This window comes from Bacillus sp. EU55, from assembly GCF_038005925.1.
Lineage (GTDB): Bacteria > Bacillota > Bacilli > Bacillales > Bacillaceae > Bacillus > Bacillus velezensis.
Genome location: NZ_JBBOUE010000001.1, coordinates 3,235,541 through 3,253,637 on the forward strand (window position 1 = coordinate 3,235,541; position 18,097 = coordinate 3,253,637).

General features: G+C 45.9%; 18 protein-coding genes and 1 tRNA gene. 6 read left to right on the plus strand and 13 right to left on the minus strand.

All coding sequences use genetic code 11. The annotated features are described in order from the left end of the window. Positions 1-2 precede the first annotated feature (2 nt). Both NYE50_RS16520 and NYE50_RS16525 read right to left on the minus strand, forming a co-directional pair. A complete protein-coding gene (locus NYE50_RS16520) occupies positions 3-1,532 on the minus strand; it encodes a flotillin family protein (protein ID WP_224988881.1) in 1,530 nt (509 codons plus the stop codon). A gap of 19 nt (positions 1,533-1,551) precedes the next feature. Further along, entirely contained in the window at positions 1,552-2,082 is a 531-nt protein-coding gene (locus NYE50_RS16525; protein ID WP_017419514.1) for an NfeD family protein, read from the minus strand. A gap of 146 nt (positions 2,083-2,228) precedes the next feature. Between NYE50_RS16525 and NYE50_RS16530 the strand changes: the two genes are divergently transcribed. Further along, positions 2,229-2,717 (plus strand): DinB family protein, encoded by a 489-nt coding sequence (locus NYE50_RS16530; protein WP_136803766.1) that lies wholly within the window; start codon positions 2,229-2,231, stop codon positions 2,715-2,717. 1 nt (position 2,718) lies between these two features. Here NYE50_RS16530 and NYE50_RS16535 read toward each other — a convergent pair whose 3' ends face one another. From NYE50_RS16535 to betB, 3 genes are all read right to left on the minus strand, one after another. Beyond that, positions 2,719-3,300, minus strand: a complete 582-nt coding sequence (locus NYE50_RS16535) for an MOSC domain-containing protein (RefSeq protein ID WP_159354516.1) — start codon at positions 3,298-3,300, stop codon at positions 2,719-2,721. 71 nt (positions 3,301-3,371) lie between these two features. Continuing rightward, positions 3,372-4,580: a choline dehydrogenase gene (gbsB, locus tag NYE50_RS16540; protein ID WP_003152181.1), complete on the minus strand. Its 1,209-nt coding sequence runs from the start codon at positions 4,578-4,580 to the stop codon at positions 3,372-3,374. Positions 4,581-4,597: 17 nt separating this feature from the next. Beyond that, positions 4,598-6,070, minus strand: a complete 1,473-nt coding sequence (gene betB / locus NYE50_RS16545) for a betaine-aldehyde dehydrogenase (protein ID WP_224988884.1) — start codon at positions 6,068-6,070, stop codon at positions 4,598-4,600. Between the two features lie 200 nt (positions 6,071-6,270). Between betB and cudC the strand changes: the two genes are divergently transcribed. The 3 genes from cudC to NYE50_RS16560 all read left to right on the plus strand — a co-directional run bounded on the left by cudC (position 6,271) and on the right by NYE50_RS16560 (position 8,356). After that, the gene (gene cudC / locus NYE50_RS16550; protein WP_007410170.1) at positions 6,271-6,825 is read left to right on the plus strand and encodes a choline uptake/conversion transcriptional regulator CudC; all 555 of its coding nucleotides are present in this window, start codon (positions 6,271-6,273) and stop codon (positions 6,823-6,825) included. 159 nt (positions 6,826-6,984) lie between these two features. Further along, the gene (gene bslA / locus NYE50_RS16555) at positions 6,985-7,524 is read left to right on the plus strand and encodes a biofilm surface layer hydrophobin BslA (protein WP_015240450.1); all 540 of its coding nucleotides are present in this window, start codon (positions 6,985-6,987) and stop codon (positions 7,522-7,524) included. 163 nt (positions 7,525-7,687) lie between these two features. Continuing rightward, complete coding sequence (locus NYE50_RS16560; protein WP_014418723.1) at positions 7,688-8,356, plus strand: potassium channel family protein; 669 nt, start codon at positions 7,688-7,690, stop codon at positions 8,354-8,356. Positions 8,357-8,389: 33 nt separating this feature from the next. Here the strand turns inward: NYE50_RS16560 and NYE50_RS16565 are convergent, their stop codons facing one another. Together NYE50_RS16565 and hmpA are read right to left on the minus strand one after the other, a co-directional pair. Beyond that, positions 8,390-9,235: a glucosaminidase domain-containing protein gene (locus NYE50_RS16565; RefSeq protein WP_025285168.1), complete on the minus strand. Its 846-nt coding sequence runs from the start codon at positions 9,233-9,235 to the stop codon at positions 8,390-8,392. 141 nt (positions 9,236-9,376) lie between these two features. Beyond that, positions 9,377-10,552: an NO-inducible flavohemoprotein gene (gene hmpA, locus NYE50_RS16570; RefSeq protein WP_025285169.1), complete on the minus strand. Its 1,176-nt coding sequence runs from the start codon at positions 10,550-10,552 to the stop codon at positions 9,377-9,379. A 217-nt stretch (positions 10,553-10,769) separates the two neighbouring features. Here hmpA and NYE50_RS16575 point away from each other — a divergent pair, with 217 nt between their 5' ends. Beyond that, positions 10,770-11,411, plus strand: coding sequence for a cupin domain-containing protein (locus NYE50_RS16575; RefSeq protein ID WP_159354520.1), 642 nt, complete (start codon positions 10,770-10,772; stop codon positions 11,409-11,411). Positions 11,412-11,471: 60 nt separating this feature from the next. Here NYE50_RS16575 and NYE50_RS16580 read toward each other — a convergent pair whose 3' ends face one another. From NYE50_RS16580 to NYE50_RS16595, 4 genes are all read right to left on the minus strand, one after another. Then, positions 11,472-11,792, minus strand: coding sequence for a hypothetical protein (locus tag NYE50_RS16580; RefSeq protein WP_039254122.1), 321 nt, complete (start codon positions 11,790-11,792; stop codon positions 11,472-11,474). A gap of 113 nt (positions 11,793-11,905) precedes the next feature. Beyond that, positions 11,906-11,978, minus strand: a tRNA-Ala gene (locus tag NYE50_RS16585). A 127-nt stretch (positions 11,979-12,105) separates the two neighbouring features. Beyond that, complete coding sequence (locus NYE50_RS16590) at positions 12,106-12,936, minus strand: undecaprenyl-diphosphate phosphatase (RefSeq protein ID WP_007613337.1); 831 nt, start codon at positions 12,934-12,936, stop codon at positions 12,106-12,108. Positions 12,937-13,027: 91 nt separating this feature from the next. Next, positions 13,028-14,188 (minus strand): AI-2E family transporter, encoded by a 1,161-nt coding sequence (locus tag NYE50_RS16595; RefSeq protein ID WP_014418728.1) that lies wholly within the window; start codon positions 14,186-14,188, stop codon positions 13,028-13,030. A 179-nt stretch (positions 14,189-14,367) separates the two neighbouring features. Between NYE50_RS16595 and NYE50_RS16600 the strand changes: the two genes are divergently transcribed. Further along, complete coding sequence (locus tag NYE50_RS16600; protein ID WP_015240454.1) at positions 14,368-15,354, plus strand: Gfo/Idh/MocA family protein; 987 nt, start codon at positions 14,368-14,370, stop codon at positions 15,352-15,354. Positions 15,355-15,385: 31 nt separating this feature from the next. Here the strand turns inward: NYE50_RS16600 and NYE50_RS16605 are convergent, their stop codons facing one another. Both NYE50_RS16605 and tlpB read right to left on the minus strand, forming a co-directional pair. Then, complete coding sequence (locus tag NYE50_RS16605; RefSeq protein ID WP_025650346.1) at positions 15,386-15,910, minus strand: type 1 glutamine amidotransferase domain-containing protein; 525 nt, start codon at positions 15,908-15,910, stop codon at positions 15,386-15,388. A 65-nt stretch (positions 15,911-15,975) separates the two neighbouring features. Beyond that, a complete protein-coding gene (tlpB, locus tag NYE50_RS16610) occupies positions 15,976-18,078 on the minus strand; it encodes a methyl-accepting chemotaxis protein TlpB (RefSeq protein WP_438502738.1) in 2,103 nt (700 codons plus the stop codon). Between the last annotated feature and the right edge of the window lie 19 nt (positions 18,079-18,097).

The following is an 18,097-nucleotide window of genomic DNA, read 5'->3' on the forward strand; positions in this document are numbered from 1 at the left end:
TTTTATTCCTGGCTGTGCCGTTCGTTTGAATCACTCAGTTCTTTTGTAAGTTCATTTATACTTTGTTTTATGTTTCCTTTGCCTGAAAAATTCTCAATAAGCTCTTTTACATTGATTCCGGAAGATGCTTTTAAGCTTTCCTGAAGGCCGGCCATTAAATTGGTTGCGTAGCCTGTGACTTTATTGGCCCCGCTGTTTTCACCGCTTCCTCCCGTATCAACGACGGTTATTTTATCAATGTTGGAAAGAGGCGCTGAGACTTGCTTCGCATATTCAGGCAGCATTTTCACAATCATATCAAGGATTGCAGCCTGCCCGTATTTTTCGAATGCTTCGGCGATTTTTTCTTTAGCTTCCGCTTCTGCGAGTCCTTTCAGGCGGATAACTTCCGCTTCGGTTTCTCCTCTCGCCTTTTCAGCCTCCGCTTTAGCAAGACCGTCAATTCTCACGCGTTCCGCTTCCGCCTTGGCCATCGCTTCGATGCTGTACTGCTCGGCATCTGCTTCTGCGAGCTGCTTCGCTTTTGCGGCCGCGGCCGCTTGTTCCACCGAGTAACGGTCAGCATCGGCTTTTTTCTTCACTTCAGAGTCATATTGGCGCTCACGGCGCAGAATTTCTTTTTCCTCCAATTCAATCTGCTTTTGCCGCTCAATAATTTTAATTTGCATTTCCTGCTCTGTCACCTGCTGGCGGGCTTTTGCTGTTTCAAGATCATATGCCTGGTCGGCATTGGCTTTTGCTGTATCCTGCTCTCTTCTGTATTCCGCCATTTTCAGCTGATTGATTTTTTCCGCTTCAGCTATTTCCGTCGCCCGCTCCAGCTCTGATTTTTTTGCGTCTTTATCAGCGGCCGCGCGTTTAATCCTCGTCTCTTTATCCGCTTCTGCCGTGGCAATGTCCGCATCCCGCTTGACTTGGGCGATTCTCGGCTTACCTAATGATTCAAGATAGCCGTTTTTATCGCGGACGTCTTTAATCGTAAAAGAAACGATCATCAGCCCCATTTTAGCAAGATCCTGAGACGCGACCCGCTGGACTTCCTGAGAAAACTTTTCCCTGTTTTTATAAATCTCTTCAACGGTCATGGAGCCGAGGATGGAGCGCAGATGGCCCTCCAGCACCTCCCGCGCCTCCTGCTCACGGTCTTCCTTAGATTTCCCCAAAAATTGTTCAGCTGCTGTTGCGATTTCACCGATGGAGCCTCCGATTTTAATAATGGCGGTTCCGTCGGCCATTACCGGCACGCCTTGTTCTGTATAGACTTCAGGTGTAGAGACATCAAGTTTGCTTGACAGTAAACTGAGAGGTTCTGCCTGCTGGAATACCGGGAGCACAAAAGTTCCCCCGCCCCGGACGATTTTCAGACGATTTCCGCCTTCATCAATGTGGACGTTCTTATTTCCCAAATAACTTCCGGTCACAATAAGGGCTTCGTCCGGCCCCGCCGTCCGGTACTTCGTAATAAATACAGCAATAAGTGCGATGAGTAAAAAGAATACGATTCCGATAACGATGATAATCGGCATAGTCATAACAGTTCCCCCTTAGATATCAGATTGGTTCATGCGGCGTCACAAAAAGCACTCCGTCTTTCACGTCAATCACTAATACGGCCGTTCCGTACTTGATCTGTTCTTGATCAAAGCTGACGGCTGATTTAGAAATGGCGCCCCCTATTCCCTCTATGATCACTTCTCCATAGCCGTCTTTCGGGACGGAAGTAATGACCCTGCCGACTCTGCCCTTTAAATCCGTCTCCCGATATGCGAGCGATTCTTCCGCTGATGAAAGCGGGACAAGGACGAAGAAGTGAAGCAGGCTGACCAAAAGAACCGAAAGAACAAATGAAAGCAACGCAATGACAGGACTTGATAGCGGAGCGGCGATTTCGCCGATATAACCTGAGGCTGAAAAGATTGTTAAAAAAGACAGAATCAATGCAGGGTTTAAAAATGAAACAGGAATGGCTTCCGAGAGGCCGTGAAACACATCTTGAAAAAACAGAATCAAAAGCGTGAGACTTCCCGAAATAATCAATGTGTAAAGATAGACCGTTTCAAGCGGCAGATGAAATATGTTCATCTTCTATCCTCCTTTTGGCCGAGGTGTCGGAATGTTACTTTATATACGGATGTAACGGAAAATGGTTTCAATTTTCTGATAAGGGAGGCTGATTACATGATTATCCAATCCGGATATGATATGTTTACTCTAAAGGAGGAGATAGGATGAGCATTTTTAATGAAGCCAGACAGCAGACCTGGGAAGAACTGAAAGGACTCTCTGATGAAGAATTCAACCGAAAGCCCGCGGCTGATGAGTGGAGCGTGCGGGAAGTCCTTGACCATTTAAAGAAAATTGACGAAACAGCGCAGACCCTTTTATCAAAGCAGGCAAAAGACGCACCGTTAAAAGAAATAGAAGAAAAACCGATGGAGTTTATAGAGGACAGAACAGATAAACGGCCGGCGCCGTCACACCTCGAACCTGAGCAAAACCGAATATCAGTCATTGAAGCAAAACAAGAATTAGATACGGCAAGACAGCAGCTGACCGCAGTTATTTCATCATTAAACGAGGAAGACTTTGAACGTGTGCTTCCGCATCCTGTTTTTCAAGAACTGACGATCCGCCAGTGGATTGATTTTATCGGCCATCATGAAAAGCGTCACATTAATCAAATAAAAGAAATCAAACAAAAAATCGAAAAGGTCTGAGTCAGACCTTCTCGATTTTTTTCTTGGCGCGTTTCGGTTCATAAGAATGGATGGTGACCGCATCGCCCGTGCATATGTCACCCGGGCGTTCAACAATACAGACAATTCCTCTTCTGCCCATCGCGTGCCTCACAAACGCCGCGGCGAGTTTTGGCTGATCCGGATAAAAGGATTGAATGACTTCTCCCGGCTGAATGCACGGATCATTTTCTCCCTCGCACAACAGAGACGCACCGCTTGGAAATATCATTCTGCTTCCTTCCTTAAGCGGCGTCAGTGCAGAAAAACCGCTGATTGCGATGTTAGCGCCGAGCCATTCGGGAAAGATATGAGAAATCCCCATCTTCTCCGCAATGTCATCACATTCCTCCATGGACACGATTGAAATCTGTCTCCGGTTAAAAATTTCTGTTCCTCTTTCATACATCGGCTCACGCGCGCCGGCCTTTTTTGTCAGTCCGAAATGCAGGTCACCGGGAAACCCGCCGTATTCCGCACGAAGCTTGTCCATCTTTCTGGTAACAAATTGTTCGGTATCCGCTATATATACGCCTTCCGTCTTTGCTGTTATGCGTTTCCACATCAGCCGCCACCGCCTTTTTCTTGACATTATCCTTAAAAAACCCCGCTCTGTAAAGGAGCGGGGTTCATTTATTATACCGTTTTCGGCGTTAAGTCAAAGCAGCGTTTGTAAATCCAGTTGTATGCTTTCTCATTCAAATCTCTTGGATTTCCGAAAGTTTGCGGATCTTTCATAGCTTCTTTTGATAAACGTTCAATCATGTCCGGAGACACACCTTGTTCTTCTAAACTCGGTACCTCTAAATCTTTTACAAGATCATACATCCAGTTGACGGACGCTTTTGCCGCTTCTTCGGTTGTCATATTGCTTGTATCGATTCCGAATGCTTTGGCGATGCGGGCGAATTTTTCCGGATAGCCTTTCCAGTTGTATTCCATTACCGGCCCCATCATAGCTGCGACGCATTGTCCGTGAGCGACAGGGATGATGCCGCCGAGCGTCTGGCTCATCGCATGCGCCGCGCCTGCTGATTCACTGCCGTATGAAAGGCCGGCAAGCATCGCCGCCTGCGCCATGCCGTATCTTGCTTCCAAATCCTCTCCGTCCGCAAACGCACGCTTAATATAATGCGCCGCATATTCAATGGCCATTAAAGCGACTGCATCAGTGATCGGCTGCGCGAATTTCATCGTATAGCACTCGATGGCGTGCGCAAGTGCATCAATACCTGTCATGGCCGTCACATGCGGAGGCATGGACGTGTGCAGCTCAGGGTCAATGACCGTTAAATGCGCGGCGATAAGCGGTCCGCCCGTATTGAATTTAAATTCTCTTTCTTCATCTGTAATGACCGCCCATTGTGTGACCTCTGAACCTGTTCCCGCAGTCGTCGGGATCGTTGTCAGCGGAGGAATACGGTTTTCCAGCGGCTTTTTGCCTTCCGCGGCTTCATAATCAAGCACGCTTCCTTCGTGTGTCGCTTCTACCCCGATGGCTTTCGCTGTATCCATGGAGCTTCCGCCGCCGACAGCCACAAGACCGTTGCAGTTTTCTTTTTTATACAGTTCTGATCCTTCGTTTACAAGACGTACAGGCGGGTTCGGCTCCACTTTGTTAAACAGGACGACTTCGATGCCCGCTTCCTGTAAAGATTCAATGACCGGGTTTGCCACTCCTGCGTTATAAATTCCCGGGTCTGTTACGAGCAGCGCTTTTGTGACGCCAAGCGCTCTGACTTCACTTCCCGCGTGCTGAATCGCACCGATTCCGTGTTTAATGACTGTCGGGATTTCGAATGTATGGAACTTGTGCATGCTTTCTACTTTCATATTTAATGTCATATTGTATCTCCTCCTCGTTATGCTTGAAACCAGTTCACAGCCGCAGGTTTCGTGTTGCGGTAAATATGTTTGATTTCCGTGTATTCTTCCAGACCGATTTTGCCGAGTTCACGGCCGAAGCCCGATTGTTTGTACCCGCCCCATGGCGCTTGCGCGAAATACGGGTGGAAATCATTGATCCATACCGTTCCCATCCGCAGTTTGGCGGCTACGCGTTCGCATTTTTCAATATCCTTTGACCATACCGCTCCGGCCAGCCCGTAAATGGTATCGTTGGCAAGTCTGATCACTTCTTCTTCAGAAGAAAATGACTCAACTGTTAAAACGGGGCCGAAGATCTCCTCTTGGACTATCCGCATATCAGACTTGCAGTTTGAGAAAATAGTAGGTTCATAGAAGAAACCGTTTTGAAGGGCGGGATCATCAGGACGTTTGCCGCCTGTTTCCAGTTTTGCCCCTTCTTCGATGCCGATTTCTACGTATTTTTCGACTTTAGCCCGATGCTCGGCGGAAATCAGCGGACCGCTTTCCGTGTCTTCATGAAAACCGTTTCCTAATTTTATGCGTTTCGTGCGCTTGATCAGCTCGGCTAAAAATTCATCATGAATGGCTTCGTCCACCAAAAGACGGGACCCTGCCGAACATACTTGGCCGGCATGGAAAAACACGGCGTTCAGCGCTTGATCTGCAGCTGTTTCGAGATCTGCATCTCGGAATACGATATTCGGATTTTTGCCGCCAAGCTCCAGAGCAATCTTTTTCACATTGCCGCTTGCCGCCTGCATGATTTTTTTGCCTGTTTCAATTCCGCCCGTAAAAGAGACCAAATCGACGTCGAGGTTTCTCGCCAGCTCGTCGCCGACAGAGGCGCCCGGCCCCAGCACGAGATTGGCGACCCCTTTCGGAATACCGGCTTCTTCTATTAATTGAAAGACTTTAATGGTTGTCAGCGGAGTAATCTCGCTCGGCTTTAAAACGATCGTGTTTCCGGCCGCAAGAGCGGGAGCGATTTTCCAGCTCGCCTGAAGGAGCGGATAGTTCCACGGCGTAATTTGTCCGCATACGCCAATGGGCTCTCTGACGATTTTACTTACGGAATCGGGAATCGGAGATGAAATGACCTCGCCTCCGTCTTTATCCGCCAAACCGGCATAATATTGAATTACATTTGCGATATCATCCATATCGGCTTTACTTTCTTCAATCGTTTTTCCTGTATCGAGCGATTCCAGCTCAGCTAATTCGTTCAGATCGCGTCTGATTAATTCCGCAATTTTCAGAACAAATTGTCCGCGCTCGAGCCCGGAAAGCACCGGCCACTCCCCTTCATCAAATGCTTTTCTGGCTGCAGCGATGGCTTTCACCGCATCATCCCGGTCTCCTTCGCATACCGTTGCAATTTCTTCTTGATTAAATGGATTAATGATACGGCGCGTCTGTTTTTTTTCTGCACTGATCCATTCGCCGCCGATATAAAGCGTTTTGCTCATAAGAGTCCTCCTTACCGAAAAGTAAGTTTGTTAAATAAAAATTTAATGTTTTTAACAATATTAATTTAACACATGTTTTTTTGCCTGTCAAAACCCGGTCAGTCTGTTTAGATTTTGACATTTTGTCATGATTCGTTAAGATTAAGAACATAAAGAAATGACTTAACAAATTTAAACTTCAAGAGGAAAAGAGGGACAGTATGGATGAGAATCCAGAATTCGCAGCTATAGAACAAGCCAGGGATCTTGTCATTGATTCCATTGCAGAGACGATGGATCTTTACGGAATCACACGGAGTGTCGGGATTTTATACGGAACAATGTATATGAGGGATGAAATGACGCTTGACGAAATGCGTGAGGAACTGCAGATGAGCAAACCGAGTATGAGCACAGGCGTCAAAAAGCTGCAGGATTTAAATGTGGTCAAAAAAACCTTTCACCGCGGCACACGGAAGCATACGTTTGTAGCGGAAAAAGATTTCTTTACGTTTTTCACGAATTTTTTCCCGCCGAAATGGGATCGTGAAGTTCAGGTGAATTTGTCCGCCATCGAACAGGCCCAGGCGGATTTGCAGTCCGTTTTGCTGGCCGAGGAAGGCAACGCGGAATTACAGGAAGAAGCGCGGCAGTTATATGATCAGCTTGAAAGTTCGAAAGCTTATTATCATTGGCTGAAGCGTCTCGCTGACTCGGTTCAGAGCGGGGAGATTTTTAAATTTATTCCGATAGAAACGGACGAAAAAAACGCCTGAATCAAAATCAGGCGTTTTTTGTCGTGATTTGATTATTTTTGAGAAAATATAGGAACATAACCCCATTTACTTCCATTAAAATTGATGGTAAATTTTTATAGGTATGGTCGTTCTTTTTTAAGAACAATCAGCAAATTTTTTTTAGGGGGATTTATGAAAATGAAACAGAAATTTTTCTCAACTGTCATGGCAAGTTTATTCGGCCTGGTTTTGCTTCTTTCTCTGCCGACAGCGTCATTCGCCGCTGAGTCAGGCTCAACCGTTCACGAGCCGGAAATGTCCACGAAAGCGACTGCTACCTTATTTGCAAAATATACAGGTGCCAGCCAGCAGGAATGGTCATTTTCTGATATCGAATTGACGTACCGTCCGAACACGATCCTGAGCTTAGGCGTTATGGAATTTACCCTTCCTAGCGGATTTGCGGCTACAACAAAAGATACAGTCAACGGACACGCTTTGCGTGAAAGACAGATTCTGAATAACGGAAAAACAGTCAGACTTCCGTTAAACATTGATTTGCTCGGCGCAGCGGAATTTAAACTTTCTCTTAATAATAAAACATTGCCTGCTGCAGGTACATATAAGTTCCGTGCAGAAAATAAATCATTAAGCATCGGCTCTAAATTCTATGCTGAGGACACAATTGTTGTTCAAAAACGCAGCACACCGCCGACACAGCCTTGCAACTGCAAATAATTGCGAAAAAAAGACCGGCACAAGCCCATCGCTTGTCAGCCGGTCTTTTTTTGTGCTGTTTTCTTTCTTCGGGCCCTCGCATTGACAAACCCTTGAAACAGGAGTACATTCTTGTTTGTTGTATTTGGAGTGACGAAAACAGTTTCTTAAGGAGTTATGAGGATTGGGAAAAATCAAAAATAAACAATTTGCCGTCATCGGACTCGGCCGTTTCGGCGGAAGCATCTGTAAAGAGCTTTTTAAAATGGGGCATGAGGTGCTTGCGGTCGATATCAGCGAAGAGCGGGTCAACGCATACTCCTCTTATGCCACGCATGCTGTGCGGGCAAATTCAACGGAAGAAAGCGAGCTTCAGTCGCTCGGCATCAGAAATTTTGAATATGTCATCGTAGCAATCGGCGCCAACATTCAGGCAAGCACGCTGACGACGCTGTTATTGAAGGAGCTGAACATCCCTAATATTTGGGTGAAAGCGCAAAACTATTATCATCACAAAGTGCTTGAAAAGATCGGTGCTGATCGTATTATCCATCCCGAAAAGGATATGGGCGTGCGGATTGCGCAAAGCCTTTCGGATGAAAATGTCTTAAATTACATTGATTTGTCAGATGAATACAGCATTGTGGAGCTTTCAGCCACGAAAAAGCTGCATTTAAAATCCATTCTTGATCTCGGCGTCCGGGCCAGATTCGGCTGCACCATTCTCGCCGTGAAACATAATGGAGACATTCAGCTGTCCCCTTCTCCGGAGACTGTCATTCATGAATGTGACTGCCTTGTGCTGATGGGGCATAAACGTGATATTAAAAGGTTTGAAACTGAAGGAATGTAAAAAAGCCGGCGGGCTGCCGGCTTTTTTTGATGCTTATGTTTCTTCACTTAACTGGACGGCGGTTTGGTCAACCCAGCCGATCAGCTCATCTTTCACTTGAATTTGGTACCAGACGGATTCTCCGTTTTGTTTTTCAGATACAACTTTAATATGCTGGCCGGTAAACTTTTGCGCCGATGCCAGTTTAATAGAATGCTGCTCTTTTGACGGCTTGGACCACACGTCTTCAATGGCGTGGTCTTTGATGGCGCCTTTCATATCAACTGCTTTAAGAGAGGCATTGATTTTGTCATATTCATTCAGATTATAGGTTTCTATGACATCTTTAATTTTTTCAGCATAGCCGGGGTCTGTGGCGTAGCCGGATTTTTGAAGGGCAGCCGCCGCTGTTTTATAATTGTCCGCTTCAATGACGGGCTTATACTTCTTTTTATTCCAAGACGTTCCGTTGACAAATAATTTGGCATGGTCATCCATTGATTCAAAAAACGTGCTGTATTTACGGAATTTTGCCCGAATCGTTTTTCGTTTTCCTTTTTCAAATTCATCCGTTTTCATCGTGACGTGTTTTCCTTTATAATCACCTTTTACACCGAACAGGTTGCGCGCTTTCCCCGCAAGCTCACTGTTCCCCCAGTCCGATTCGAGAATGGCCTGTGCGAGGGTGATGCTCGGAAGGACATGATATTTCTCATATAAAATTTGAGCATGCCCGGAAAGGCTGTCAATAAAGACCTGCTGCTCGTCCACCTCTTCAGGCGGTTTTTCTTCCGTCACTATGAATTTCGAAAACACCATTGATACCAGAAATAATCCGAATATAAGAGATACAGCAAAAAGGCACCCAAGCCCCCTTTTGGTCTTTGCTTTCTTTTTCATATCAACCTTCCTTTAATTCCGGAATCACTAGATTTATAATTTTACTGGTCATTGATGAAAATTTCAATAAAATAGGGAAAAAGACGGAGAAAGAACACATTGTGCAAATAAAAAAGACTCCTCTTTGAGGAGTCTTTTTTGTTATGCCATGCTCAGCTGAGGGCCGAACAATTCATATTGAACAGAATCAGAGTCAAACCCGAGAGCAAGAATCATATCTTTCATTTGCGTCATAAACTGCGCTGATCCGCACAAGTAAAATTCAGCATCTTGATTCAAATGAAGCTGCTCCAAGAAGGTTTGATCAATCCTGCCGCTGTAAAAAGGCTTGTCTCCTGAGCGGTCTTGTTCTGCCGGTTCACTGTATACATAAATGACGTTAATATTCGGATGATTCTCCGCAGCTTGTTCAGCCTCTTTGCGGAACGCGGCGTACTCTCCGTTTTTTGCGGCATGAATAAAAGTAACGGAACGCTCCGGCTGTTTTTCGGCGGCTGTTTTCAGCATGCTCATCATCGGCGTGATTCCGGAACCGGCACTGATAAGAACAACCGGTTTTTCGGCAGAAGACAGCTTGAAATCCCCTGCGGGTGCGCTGACTTCAAGTTTATCTCCCTCTTGAACTTCATTGTGGAGATGAGAAGAAACCGCTCCGTCCTTTTTCACAGAAATCCGATATGCCCCTTTTTGAGAAGCATCAGACAGGCTGTACTGGCGAATGTGCGTATAAGGAGAATCCGCAATCCGCACTTTAATGCTGATATATTGTCCCGCTTCAAATCCAGGAAGCGAAGAACCGTCACTCGGTTTGATATAAAATGATGTGATATCTTTGCTTTCTTTCGTTTTCTGTATAACCGTAAATTCTTTATACCCCTGCCATCCGGCTTCATTGTACATGTCTTTTTCAATGCCGATGAAAGCCTCCGCAATAACACCGTAAGCTTTTTCCCATGCCTGCATAATCTCAGGAGTTGCGGCATCCTGCAGCACATCCTTAATTGCCAGAAGCAGATACTTTCCGACAATCGGATAATGTTCCGGTTTTACACCGATGCTTGTGTGTTTATGGCCGATCTGTCTGACCGCCGGAATGATTTGTTCTAGTTGATCAATATTCGCCGCAGCCGCAATGACTGCATTTGCCAATGCTGCGCGCTGAGTCTGTTTCTTTTGGTTCGTTTGGTTAAACATATTTAACAGTTCAGGATGATCTTGAAACATCAGGTTATAAAAGCGTCCGGTGATGTTTTCTCCATGGGTTTGCAATACGGGTACTGTGCTTTTGATGATGTCTATTGTTCTCTCATCCAGCATGTTAATCCTCAACCCTTCTAAAGATGTATTTTCAATATATCTTTATAGTAAGAGATATTTTGAATAAAAGATATATTTAAAATGAATCTTTAAAAAAGTCGTCACAATATTGTGTTGGATTTGGAATTTATGGATTTTACCTCCTTTTTTATCACCCGGTGAAACAGGGACACATATATTTGGGAATATACGTTTAAAGATGAAAGCGGGGGAGTGCATGGTTTCCGATATCGATTACACGTCTCCGAATACACAGTTCACTTATAATGTGAATGAGAGCCGTTTTTTTACGAAAGATGCTCGGAACTTTATCAATGTATTGGGGATTAAACAGTTAAACACGCTTGAAAATATTTCATTATTAGATATCTTTCTGAGCAAAACAAATGTGATTGAACCGCATACCCATCAAAACGCCGCTGAATTGGTGTACTGTATTTCGGGTTCCGCGGTGGTGTCGATGCTGAATCCGTTCACCCAGAAAATACGGAATTATCCGATCTCTTCAGGACAAGTGGCGAATGTTCCGCAGGGGTGGTGGCATTATGAAGTCGCCACTTCAGACAAAACCCACCTTTTGGCCATATTTGACGCCCCTTCGCCTGAAGTGATATACGGCTCGGATATTCTCCGTCTGACGCCGCCTGAGATCATGGCGCATACGTACTGTCTGAATGAGCATGAGTGGGAAAAAGCCGTTTCACCGATCCGGCAATCAACTGTGATAGGCCCCGATAAATACTGCGGACAGACTGAAAACACGGGGATTCATGATATGAATAAGCCTTATCAGCCAAATACGCATTATCTGAATGATCCGTATCGGCATTATGATACGCCGTTATATTGGGAATATTAAACGGAGAGCCAGAGCGGCATCGACAGAAAGAGCCCCTCATTGGAGAGGGGCTCTTGATCATTACGGTCCGGTTCCGCAGCTTACTTTGTACTCGCCTTCGGACGATTTTTTTGAATAACATACGTGCGGTGTCTGTCCGGTTTCATCTTTCCAATTGAACCAATTTACATAATAAAGGTTCCCGGCCTCTCCGCCGCCTTCTTCTTTTCGAAGAATCGCAAAGTAGCTTTGATACGGATATCCTTTTTTATAAATGTCATGCCTGATGGCTCCTTTTTCTGAAGCAGACGTGAAGACGACGGGAGAAAGAGCCGGGAGCGCTGTTAAAAGAAGTGCCAGTGCCGCTGACAGAGATAATATAAGATAGATTTTCTTTTTCATTTTCTCTCTTTCCTTTATTTTGAGTTGTTAGAAATGAAGCAGAACAACACAGAGGCTGCGCAGAAGATGAATAAACAAAAAACCCTTATTTATAGAATAAGGGTTTAAAGGTATGGAGCCAAGGGGGCTCGAACCCCTGACCTCTACGCTGCCAGCGTAGCGCTCTCCCAGCTGAGCTATGGCCCCGTGCTGTAACGTCATGTTTTATTATAGACGAGTCTTCTTTGAATTTCAAGCAGAAAATTCAGTTTGCTCATATTTTCCTGAGACGTTTTTCGAACATAAAAAGAAGACCCTCCGGGGGCCTCTTCGTTTATCGCACGAGCATGATTAAAATGATGCCGAGGATGACACGGTAAATGGCGAACGGGACAAGCTTAATCCGATTGATGAGCCGAAGAAAAAACTTGACGACTAAGAGGGCGACGACAAAGGCGCAGATAAAGCCGACAAGAAAAAACGGAATCATGTCATAAGAAAGACTGCTCCAGTATTTCACCAGCTTCAGAAGGCTTGCGCCCGCCATAATCGGAATAGCCATAATAAATGTGAAGTCTGCGGCTGCCCGGTGATTCAAGCCGACAATGACACCTCCGGCAATCGTTGAGCCTGAGCGGGAAAATCCGGGCCATAAGGCGAGACACTGGAATAATCCGACACAGAAAGCCTGTTTGTAGGTGATTCTGTCCACCGTATCGATCGTTTCTTTCCTTTTATTGATCCAGTCCGCTATAAGCATAAGCACGGCTCCGGCAATTAATCCGTAAGCGACCGTTCTGACAGAGAATAAATAGCGGTCAATGAAATCCTCAAATAAAAAGCCGAGCACCGCCGCCGGAACAAGACCGACGGCGATTTGCGCGATGGTCAGCCTGTATCCCTTCTGCTGATCGCGCGTGACGTTTTTTTTGAGGCCGAGTAAATGTAATATCCGATCCTTAAACACAATGGCCACCGCCAGAATCGAACCGAGCTGAATCACCACTTTGAAGGAATTGGCGGCTTCCGGATTCATCAGGCTTCCGGATTTCAGCCAGATGTCATCCGCTATGATCATATGTCCCGTGGAAGAAACCGGCGCGTACTCCGTCAGCCCTTCCACGATTCCCAAAACGGCTGCTGTGAACATCTCCCATAGTGTCATCCCATTCTTCCCTTCATTCATCATTTACAAAAGAGAAGCTCTCCTCTGAAGGAAAGCCTGTCTTATAATAAATATCATGTCCGTTCCGATTTTATGACTTCGATACAGCATCATTTTTTTCTTCTTCATATAAATGCGAACGCATTTTGAACCAATCAAACAGATGGGTCGTGACCACTTTGATGACCGCATACCCCGGGATGGCTAAAATAATGCCGACAACCCCGAACAGCTTTCCGGCGGTTAAAAGAACAAATATGATGGTAATCGGGTGAATGTGAAGATTTTTCCCCATGATCTGCGGCGAAATTAATTTTCCTTCCACGAGCTGGACAACGGTCCATACAATCGCAAGCTTCAGCAACATCAGAGGCGAAGTGACCAACGCGATAATAATCGCCGGCGTGATGGCAATGGTCGGCCCTAAATACGGAACAACGCTCGTACAAGCGGCAATGACCGCAAGCAGTGACGCATAATCAAGTCCGATAATCAGATAGCCGATAAATAATAAAAATCCGATGCAGAAGCTGACGATGACCTGTCCTCTGATATAGGAGCTTAATCTGTGGTTCATTTCACTAAGCATCGTATACGTTTGTTCTTTCAGACGGGTGGGCACAAACTTTAAGATATAGATTGGCAGTTTTTTGCCGTCTTTCAGCAAATAGAACAGAATAAACGGCACGGTCACAATTGAAATAATCACTTCCGTCAGCGCGCCGATAAAATTCCCGACTCCGGTAAATGTGCTGTTTGCAATTGTTGCAGCCTGCGCCGATACTTTATTAGCAAGATCGGAAATGTTGATATTCATCGTCTTTTGCGCCTGATTTACAAAATCGCTTCCGATCATGCTTTTCGTCTGATCTTCAACAATATCCACATATTTCGGCAGATTGTCGATCAGACTCATGATCTGTTCCTTTAAAAACGGAATAATCGAAACGATCGTAATCGAAATCAGCCCTATAATAATGAGGTAAAGGAGCAGGATGGAATAGACTCTTTTCACTCTTATTTTTTCCAATATATCTACGATCGGATTAAGCAGATAATAAACAATTCCTGTCAAAATGACGGGGAGCGCAATCGTTTTGAGCAGGACGATAATAGGTGTGAAAATAAATGATGTCTTCATAAAGACAAGGATATTGAGACCGATGAGCAGCAATACAAGCAAAAACAAGACAAATTTATTGTCTAAGAAAAACTGTTTAAATCTGCCGCCCCATGTTTGCAATGTTTCCACTATTGTTCCTCCATCATATGTATTTTACTTAAATTGTACACTATCGTTCCTGTAATGAAAAATAATAACCGGTCTCTATGGGAATTTTTCCTATCCCTTTAGCTGCCAGCCTTTTTCCCATTTATGTTTCTTAGAAAAAAAGCTATAATGTAAGCCAATACATAGAAGGAGCGATAGCAATGATTCGATTTGCAACAGTCGGAACGAATTGGATTACAGAACGATTTCTGGAGGCGGCTTCTGCTATTGATGATTTTCAATTAACGGCGGTTTATTCCAGAACTGAGGAACGTGCGGCGGAATTCGCCGGCAAACACGGCGCTGCTCATTATTTCACCAGCCTGAAAGAAATGGCGGAAAGCAAAGCCTATGACGCGGTGTATCTCGCCAGCCCGAATGCATTTCACAAAGAGCAGGCGGTCCTTTTTATGGAACACGGCAAGCACGTACTGTGCGAAAAACCGTTTGCGTCTAACGCAAGGGAAACGGATGAAATGATTCACGCAGCCAAAACGAACGGCGTTCTCTTGATGGAAGCCATGAAAACAACGTTCCTGCCGAACTTCAGCATGCTTCAAAACCACTTACATAAAATCGGACCCGTCAGGAGATTCACGGCAAGCTACTGCCAATATTCATCACGATATGATGCATATAAAAACGGTACGGTGCTAAACGCGTTTAAGCCTGAATTATCGAACGGTTCGTTAATGGACATCGGCGTGTACTGCATTTATCCGGCCGTCGTCCTGTTCGGCAAACCGAAAAACGTCATTGCGACCGGTCATAAACTAGCATCCGGCGTTGACGGCGAAGGCACGGTCATTCTGTCATACGACGGATTTGAAGCGGTGCTGATGCATTCGAAAATCTCAAATTCGTTTGCCCCGGCGGAAATTCAGGGTGAAGACGGCACGATCGTTCTGGACAGCATTCACGGACCGGAACGGGCGGAAATCCGCTATCGTGACGGCCGGACGGAAGACATTTCAGTCCCTGATCTGAAACCATCGATGTACTACGAAACGGCTGAATTCATCAATCTTCTTCGAAACGGACAGCGGGAGTCTTCCGAAAATACATTTGAACGTTCTTTCATTACGGCAAGCATTATGGAAGAAGCGAGAAAACAAATCGGAATTGTCTTTCCCGCCGATCAAAACTAAAAACATCCGCCCGGATTCGGGCGGATGTTTTTTATTTGGACGCTAACAGATCAGCAAACGCTTTTGCATACTGCGGAAGGTCGGGCGGGCGGCGGCTTGATACAATGTGGCCGTCAGTTACGACAGCTTCATCCAGCCACTGTGCCCCTGCATTTGTCATGTCGTCTTTGATGCCGGGCGTGCTCGTTACTTTTTTTCCTGCGAGAATTCCGGCAGATATGAGCACCCAGCCCGCATGGCAGATCTGGCCGATCGGCTTTTTCTGCTCGTTCATCGTACGGATGATCTCCAAAACTTCGGGATATCTTCGCAGTTTGTCAGGAGCCCAGCCGCCAGGCACGAGCACGGCATCATACTCCTGAATAATCAGGCTCTTAAAATCGTAATCCGCCGTCGCGGGCACGCCGTATTTTCCTTTGTATGGACGGCCCGCTTCTTCTCCTATTAAATGAACGATCGCGCCTTCCTCTCTCAGCCGGTAGACGGGATACCAAAGCTCTAGGTCTTCAAAATCGTCACTGACAAGCGCTATGACTTTTTTGCCTTCTAATCTCATCACTGCCACTCCCTTCTTTTATATTAGTGTATCGCTTTTTTCAGATGAGGAAAAGAAACAGCTCGCTACAGCTGTTCTTCGTCTTCAGACTGAATCGTAAATTTCCGTGTGACCTGTTGCAGTTCTTCAGCCATATGCGCAAGCGTTTCGGCGGATGAACTGATTTCTTCCATGGAGGCCAGCTGCTCTTCAGCTGAGGCGGCGATGTCTTGAATGCCGGCGGACCCTTCTTTGGCGACTGAGGTAATGTCCTCCACCGCGTTTGTCACATTTTGCGACCCGGCTGCAAGCTTCTCAAGCGTTCCGTTCATATGCTGCAAGGCGCCTGAAATCTGAGTCGTCATTTCTGAGATTTTTTTGAAGCTTTCGGCCGTTTGATCCGTAATATCGAGGCCTTCCTTCACATCTTGATTCACCGCTTGGAATACGGAAAGCGATGTGGCGATTTCTTTGACGATTTCCTGAATCAGCGTTTCGATTTCCTTCGCGGAGCCGGCTGATTGTACGGCAAGCTTTCTCACTTCTTCCGCAACGACGGAGAAGCCCCGCCCGTATTCGCCGGCTCTGGCCGCTTCAATGGCAGCGTTTAAGGCAAGCAGATTTGTTTGATCGGCAATGCCGTTAATGACGTTGAGAATGCTCTTAATGTCGTGCGACTTCGTTTCCAGCCCTTTTACAACCGCTTCCGCCTGCTGTACGGAACGATCAATTGTTTTCATCTGGCCGACCGTTTTCGCCACTAATTCTTCTCCGCTCCCGGCCGTTTCAGAGGTTTGGATGGCGGATTCAGTGATTTCCGCCGATACATTCGCCGTCTCGGCAATGCCCGCATTCATTTGGGAAAGGTGATCAGCACTTTCTTCCAATTTCTCGCTTTGTGATTCGTTTCCGTTTGAGAATTGTTCAATCGCCAGTGTAATATGCTCTGTCGCCTTGCTTGTCTGTCCGGCGGATGCCGTCAGCTCTTCGGATGAAGAAGCGACATGTTCGACGGATGATTGGATGACGCCGATGACAGACCGGAGTGATGCTGACATCTCATTGAAGCTTTGGCTGAGCTGTCCGAATTCATTTTTCGACTTGATGTCAATGACTTCCGTTAAATCGCCGTCACTGATTTTAGCTGATGTCGAAACAAGTTTTTTGAGCGGTTTTGCAATCGAGCGAATGATAAAAAAGATTAAAACCCCGCCGACGATAAGAGAAACCGCCAGGATGATCAGCGCCATTTTCATGACAGGCGAGGCTGCGTCATGGATCTCACTGACAAAAAATGTACCGGCGATTTTCCAGCCCGTCAGTTTGTTTGTCGTGAAGGCCATTTTCTTCTGCTGTCCTTCAAACATGTATTCAAACGATCCGCTTGATTTGGAAAACACTTCTTTCGTCCACTCTCCGGAGCCTTCCGTTCCCGCTTTTATAGTCGGATGGGCGATGTATTTTTTATCTCCCGTTGTAATGAAGGCAAATCCTTTATGACCGATCTGGACGCGTTCGGAAGCGTTCAGCAGGTCGCCCAGATTAATATCAAGCGCCACAACGCCTGATCCGTCTTTTGTCTGCTGGGCAATCGTAACGACCGTCTGTCCGGTTGCAGCGTCTTTATAAGGCTCGGTAAACACCGGCTGTCCGCTTTTTTCAACCGCTTTTGTATACCACTCGCGCGTGAGCGGATTATAATCGGACGGCATATCAGCGGACGGATATTTCACGAACGCTTTGTCGCGAGACGCGGCGTAAATTGACGCGACATCGTCATTTACGGTGACATACTGCTTCATATTGTCGAGCAGTACCGATTTATTTTTTGTGTTCAGTTTTTCCTTAGTGATTGATTCGCTGTAGTAGTCAATCGCTTTGAGCTTGCCTTCGAGCATGTTTTCCAGCACGCTGTTCAGTTCGCTGACATTTCCCTGGGCGCTGTGGGTCAGTTCGCTTTCTAGTGAATTCCCCGCCGTTTGGTAGCTGAAGTAGGCGAGTATGCCGACCGGGAGCACCAATACGGCTAAAAATGCCGCGATCAGCGGCTTGCTGATGGATGGCTGTTTGATCCAATGTATCAGTTGTTTCATTTTTTCAGTCTCCTTCTTTGAAAAGCTAAATCTAATATCGTCAGATAGGACAAAAGATTTATTAAAAAAACTAAAAAAAACACCCAAACAGCACATTTGGGTGTTCTATGACCTA

Coding starts and splice junctions, on each gene's coding strand:
- NYE50_RS16525 (WP_017419514.1), bottom strand. CDS start 2,082: ATGAACATATTTCATCTGCCGCTTGAAACGGTCTATCTTTACACATTG.
- NYE50_RS16590 (WP_007613337.1), bottom strand. CDS start 12,936: ATGACACTATGGGAGATGTTCACAGCAGCCGTTTTGGGAATCGTGGAA.
- betB (WP_224988884.1), bottom strand. CDS start 6,070: ATGAGCAAAACGCTTTATATCGGCGGCGAATGGATCAGTGCAGAAAAA.
- NYE50_RS16605 (WP_025650346.1), bottom strand. CDS start 15,910: ATGAGATTAGAAGGCAAAAAAGTCATAGCGCTTGTCAGTGACGATTTT.
- NYE50_RS16600 (WP_015240454.1), top strand. CDS start 14,368: ATGATTCGATTTGCAACAGTCGGAACGAATTGGATTACAGAACGATTT.
- tlpB (WP_438502738.1), bottom strand. CDS start 18,078: ATGTGCTGTTTGGGTGTTTTTTTTAGTTTTTTTAATAAATCTTTTGTC.
- NYE50_RS16520 (WP_224988881.1), bottom strand. CDS start 1,532: ATGACTATGCCGATTATCATCGTTATCGGAATCGTATTCTTTTTACTC.
- hmpA (WP_025285169.1), bottom strand. CDS start 10,552: ATGCTGGATGAGAGAACAATAGACATCATCAAAAGCACAGTACCCGTA.
- NYE50_RS16575 (WP_159354520.1), top strand. CDS start 10,770: ATGGTTTCCGATATCGATTACACGTCTCCGAATACACAGTTCACTTAT.
- NYE50_RS16565 (WP_025285168.1), bottom strand. CDS start 9,235: ATGAAAAAGAAAGCAAAGACCAAAAGGGGGCTTGGGTGCCTTTTTGCT.
- NYE50_RS16580 (WP_039254122.1), bottom strand. CDS start 11,792: ATGAAAAAGAAAATCTATCTTATATTATCTCTGTCAGCGGCACTGGCA.
- NYE50_RS16530 (WP_136803766.1), top strand. CDS start 2,229: ATGAGCATTTTTAATGAAGCCAGACAGCAGACCTGGGAAGAACTGAAA.
- cudC (WP_007410170.1), top strand. CDS start 6,271: ATGGATGAGAATCCAGAATTCGCAGCTATAGAACAAGCCAGGGATCTT.
- bslA (WP_015240450.1), top strand. CDS start 6,985: ATGAAACAGAAATTTTTCTCAACTGTCATGGCAAGTTTATTCGGCCTG.
- NYE50_RS16535 (WP_159354516.1), bottom strand. CDS start 3,300: ATGTGGAAACGCATAACAGCAAAGACGGAAGGCGTATATATAGCGGAT.
- gbsB (WP_003152181.1), bottom strand. CDS start 4,580: ATGACATTAAATATGAAAGTAGAAAGCATGCACAAGTTCCATACATTC.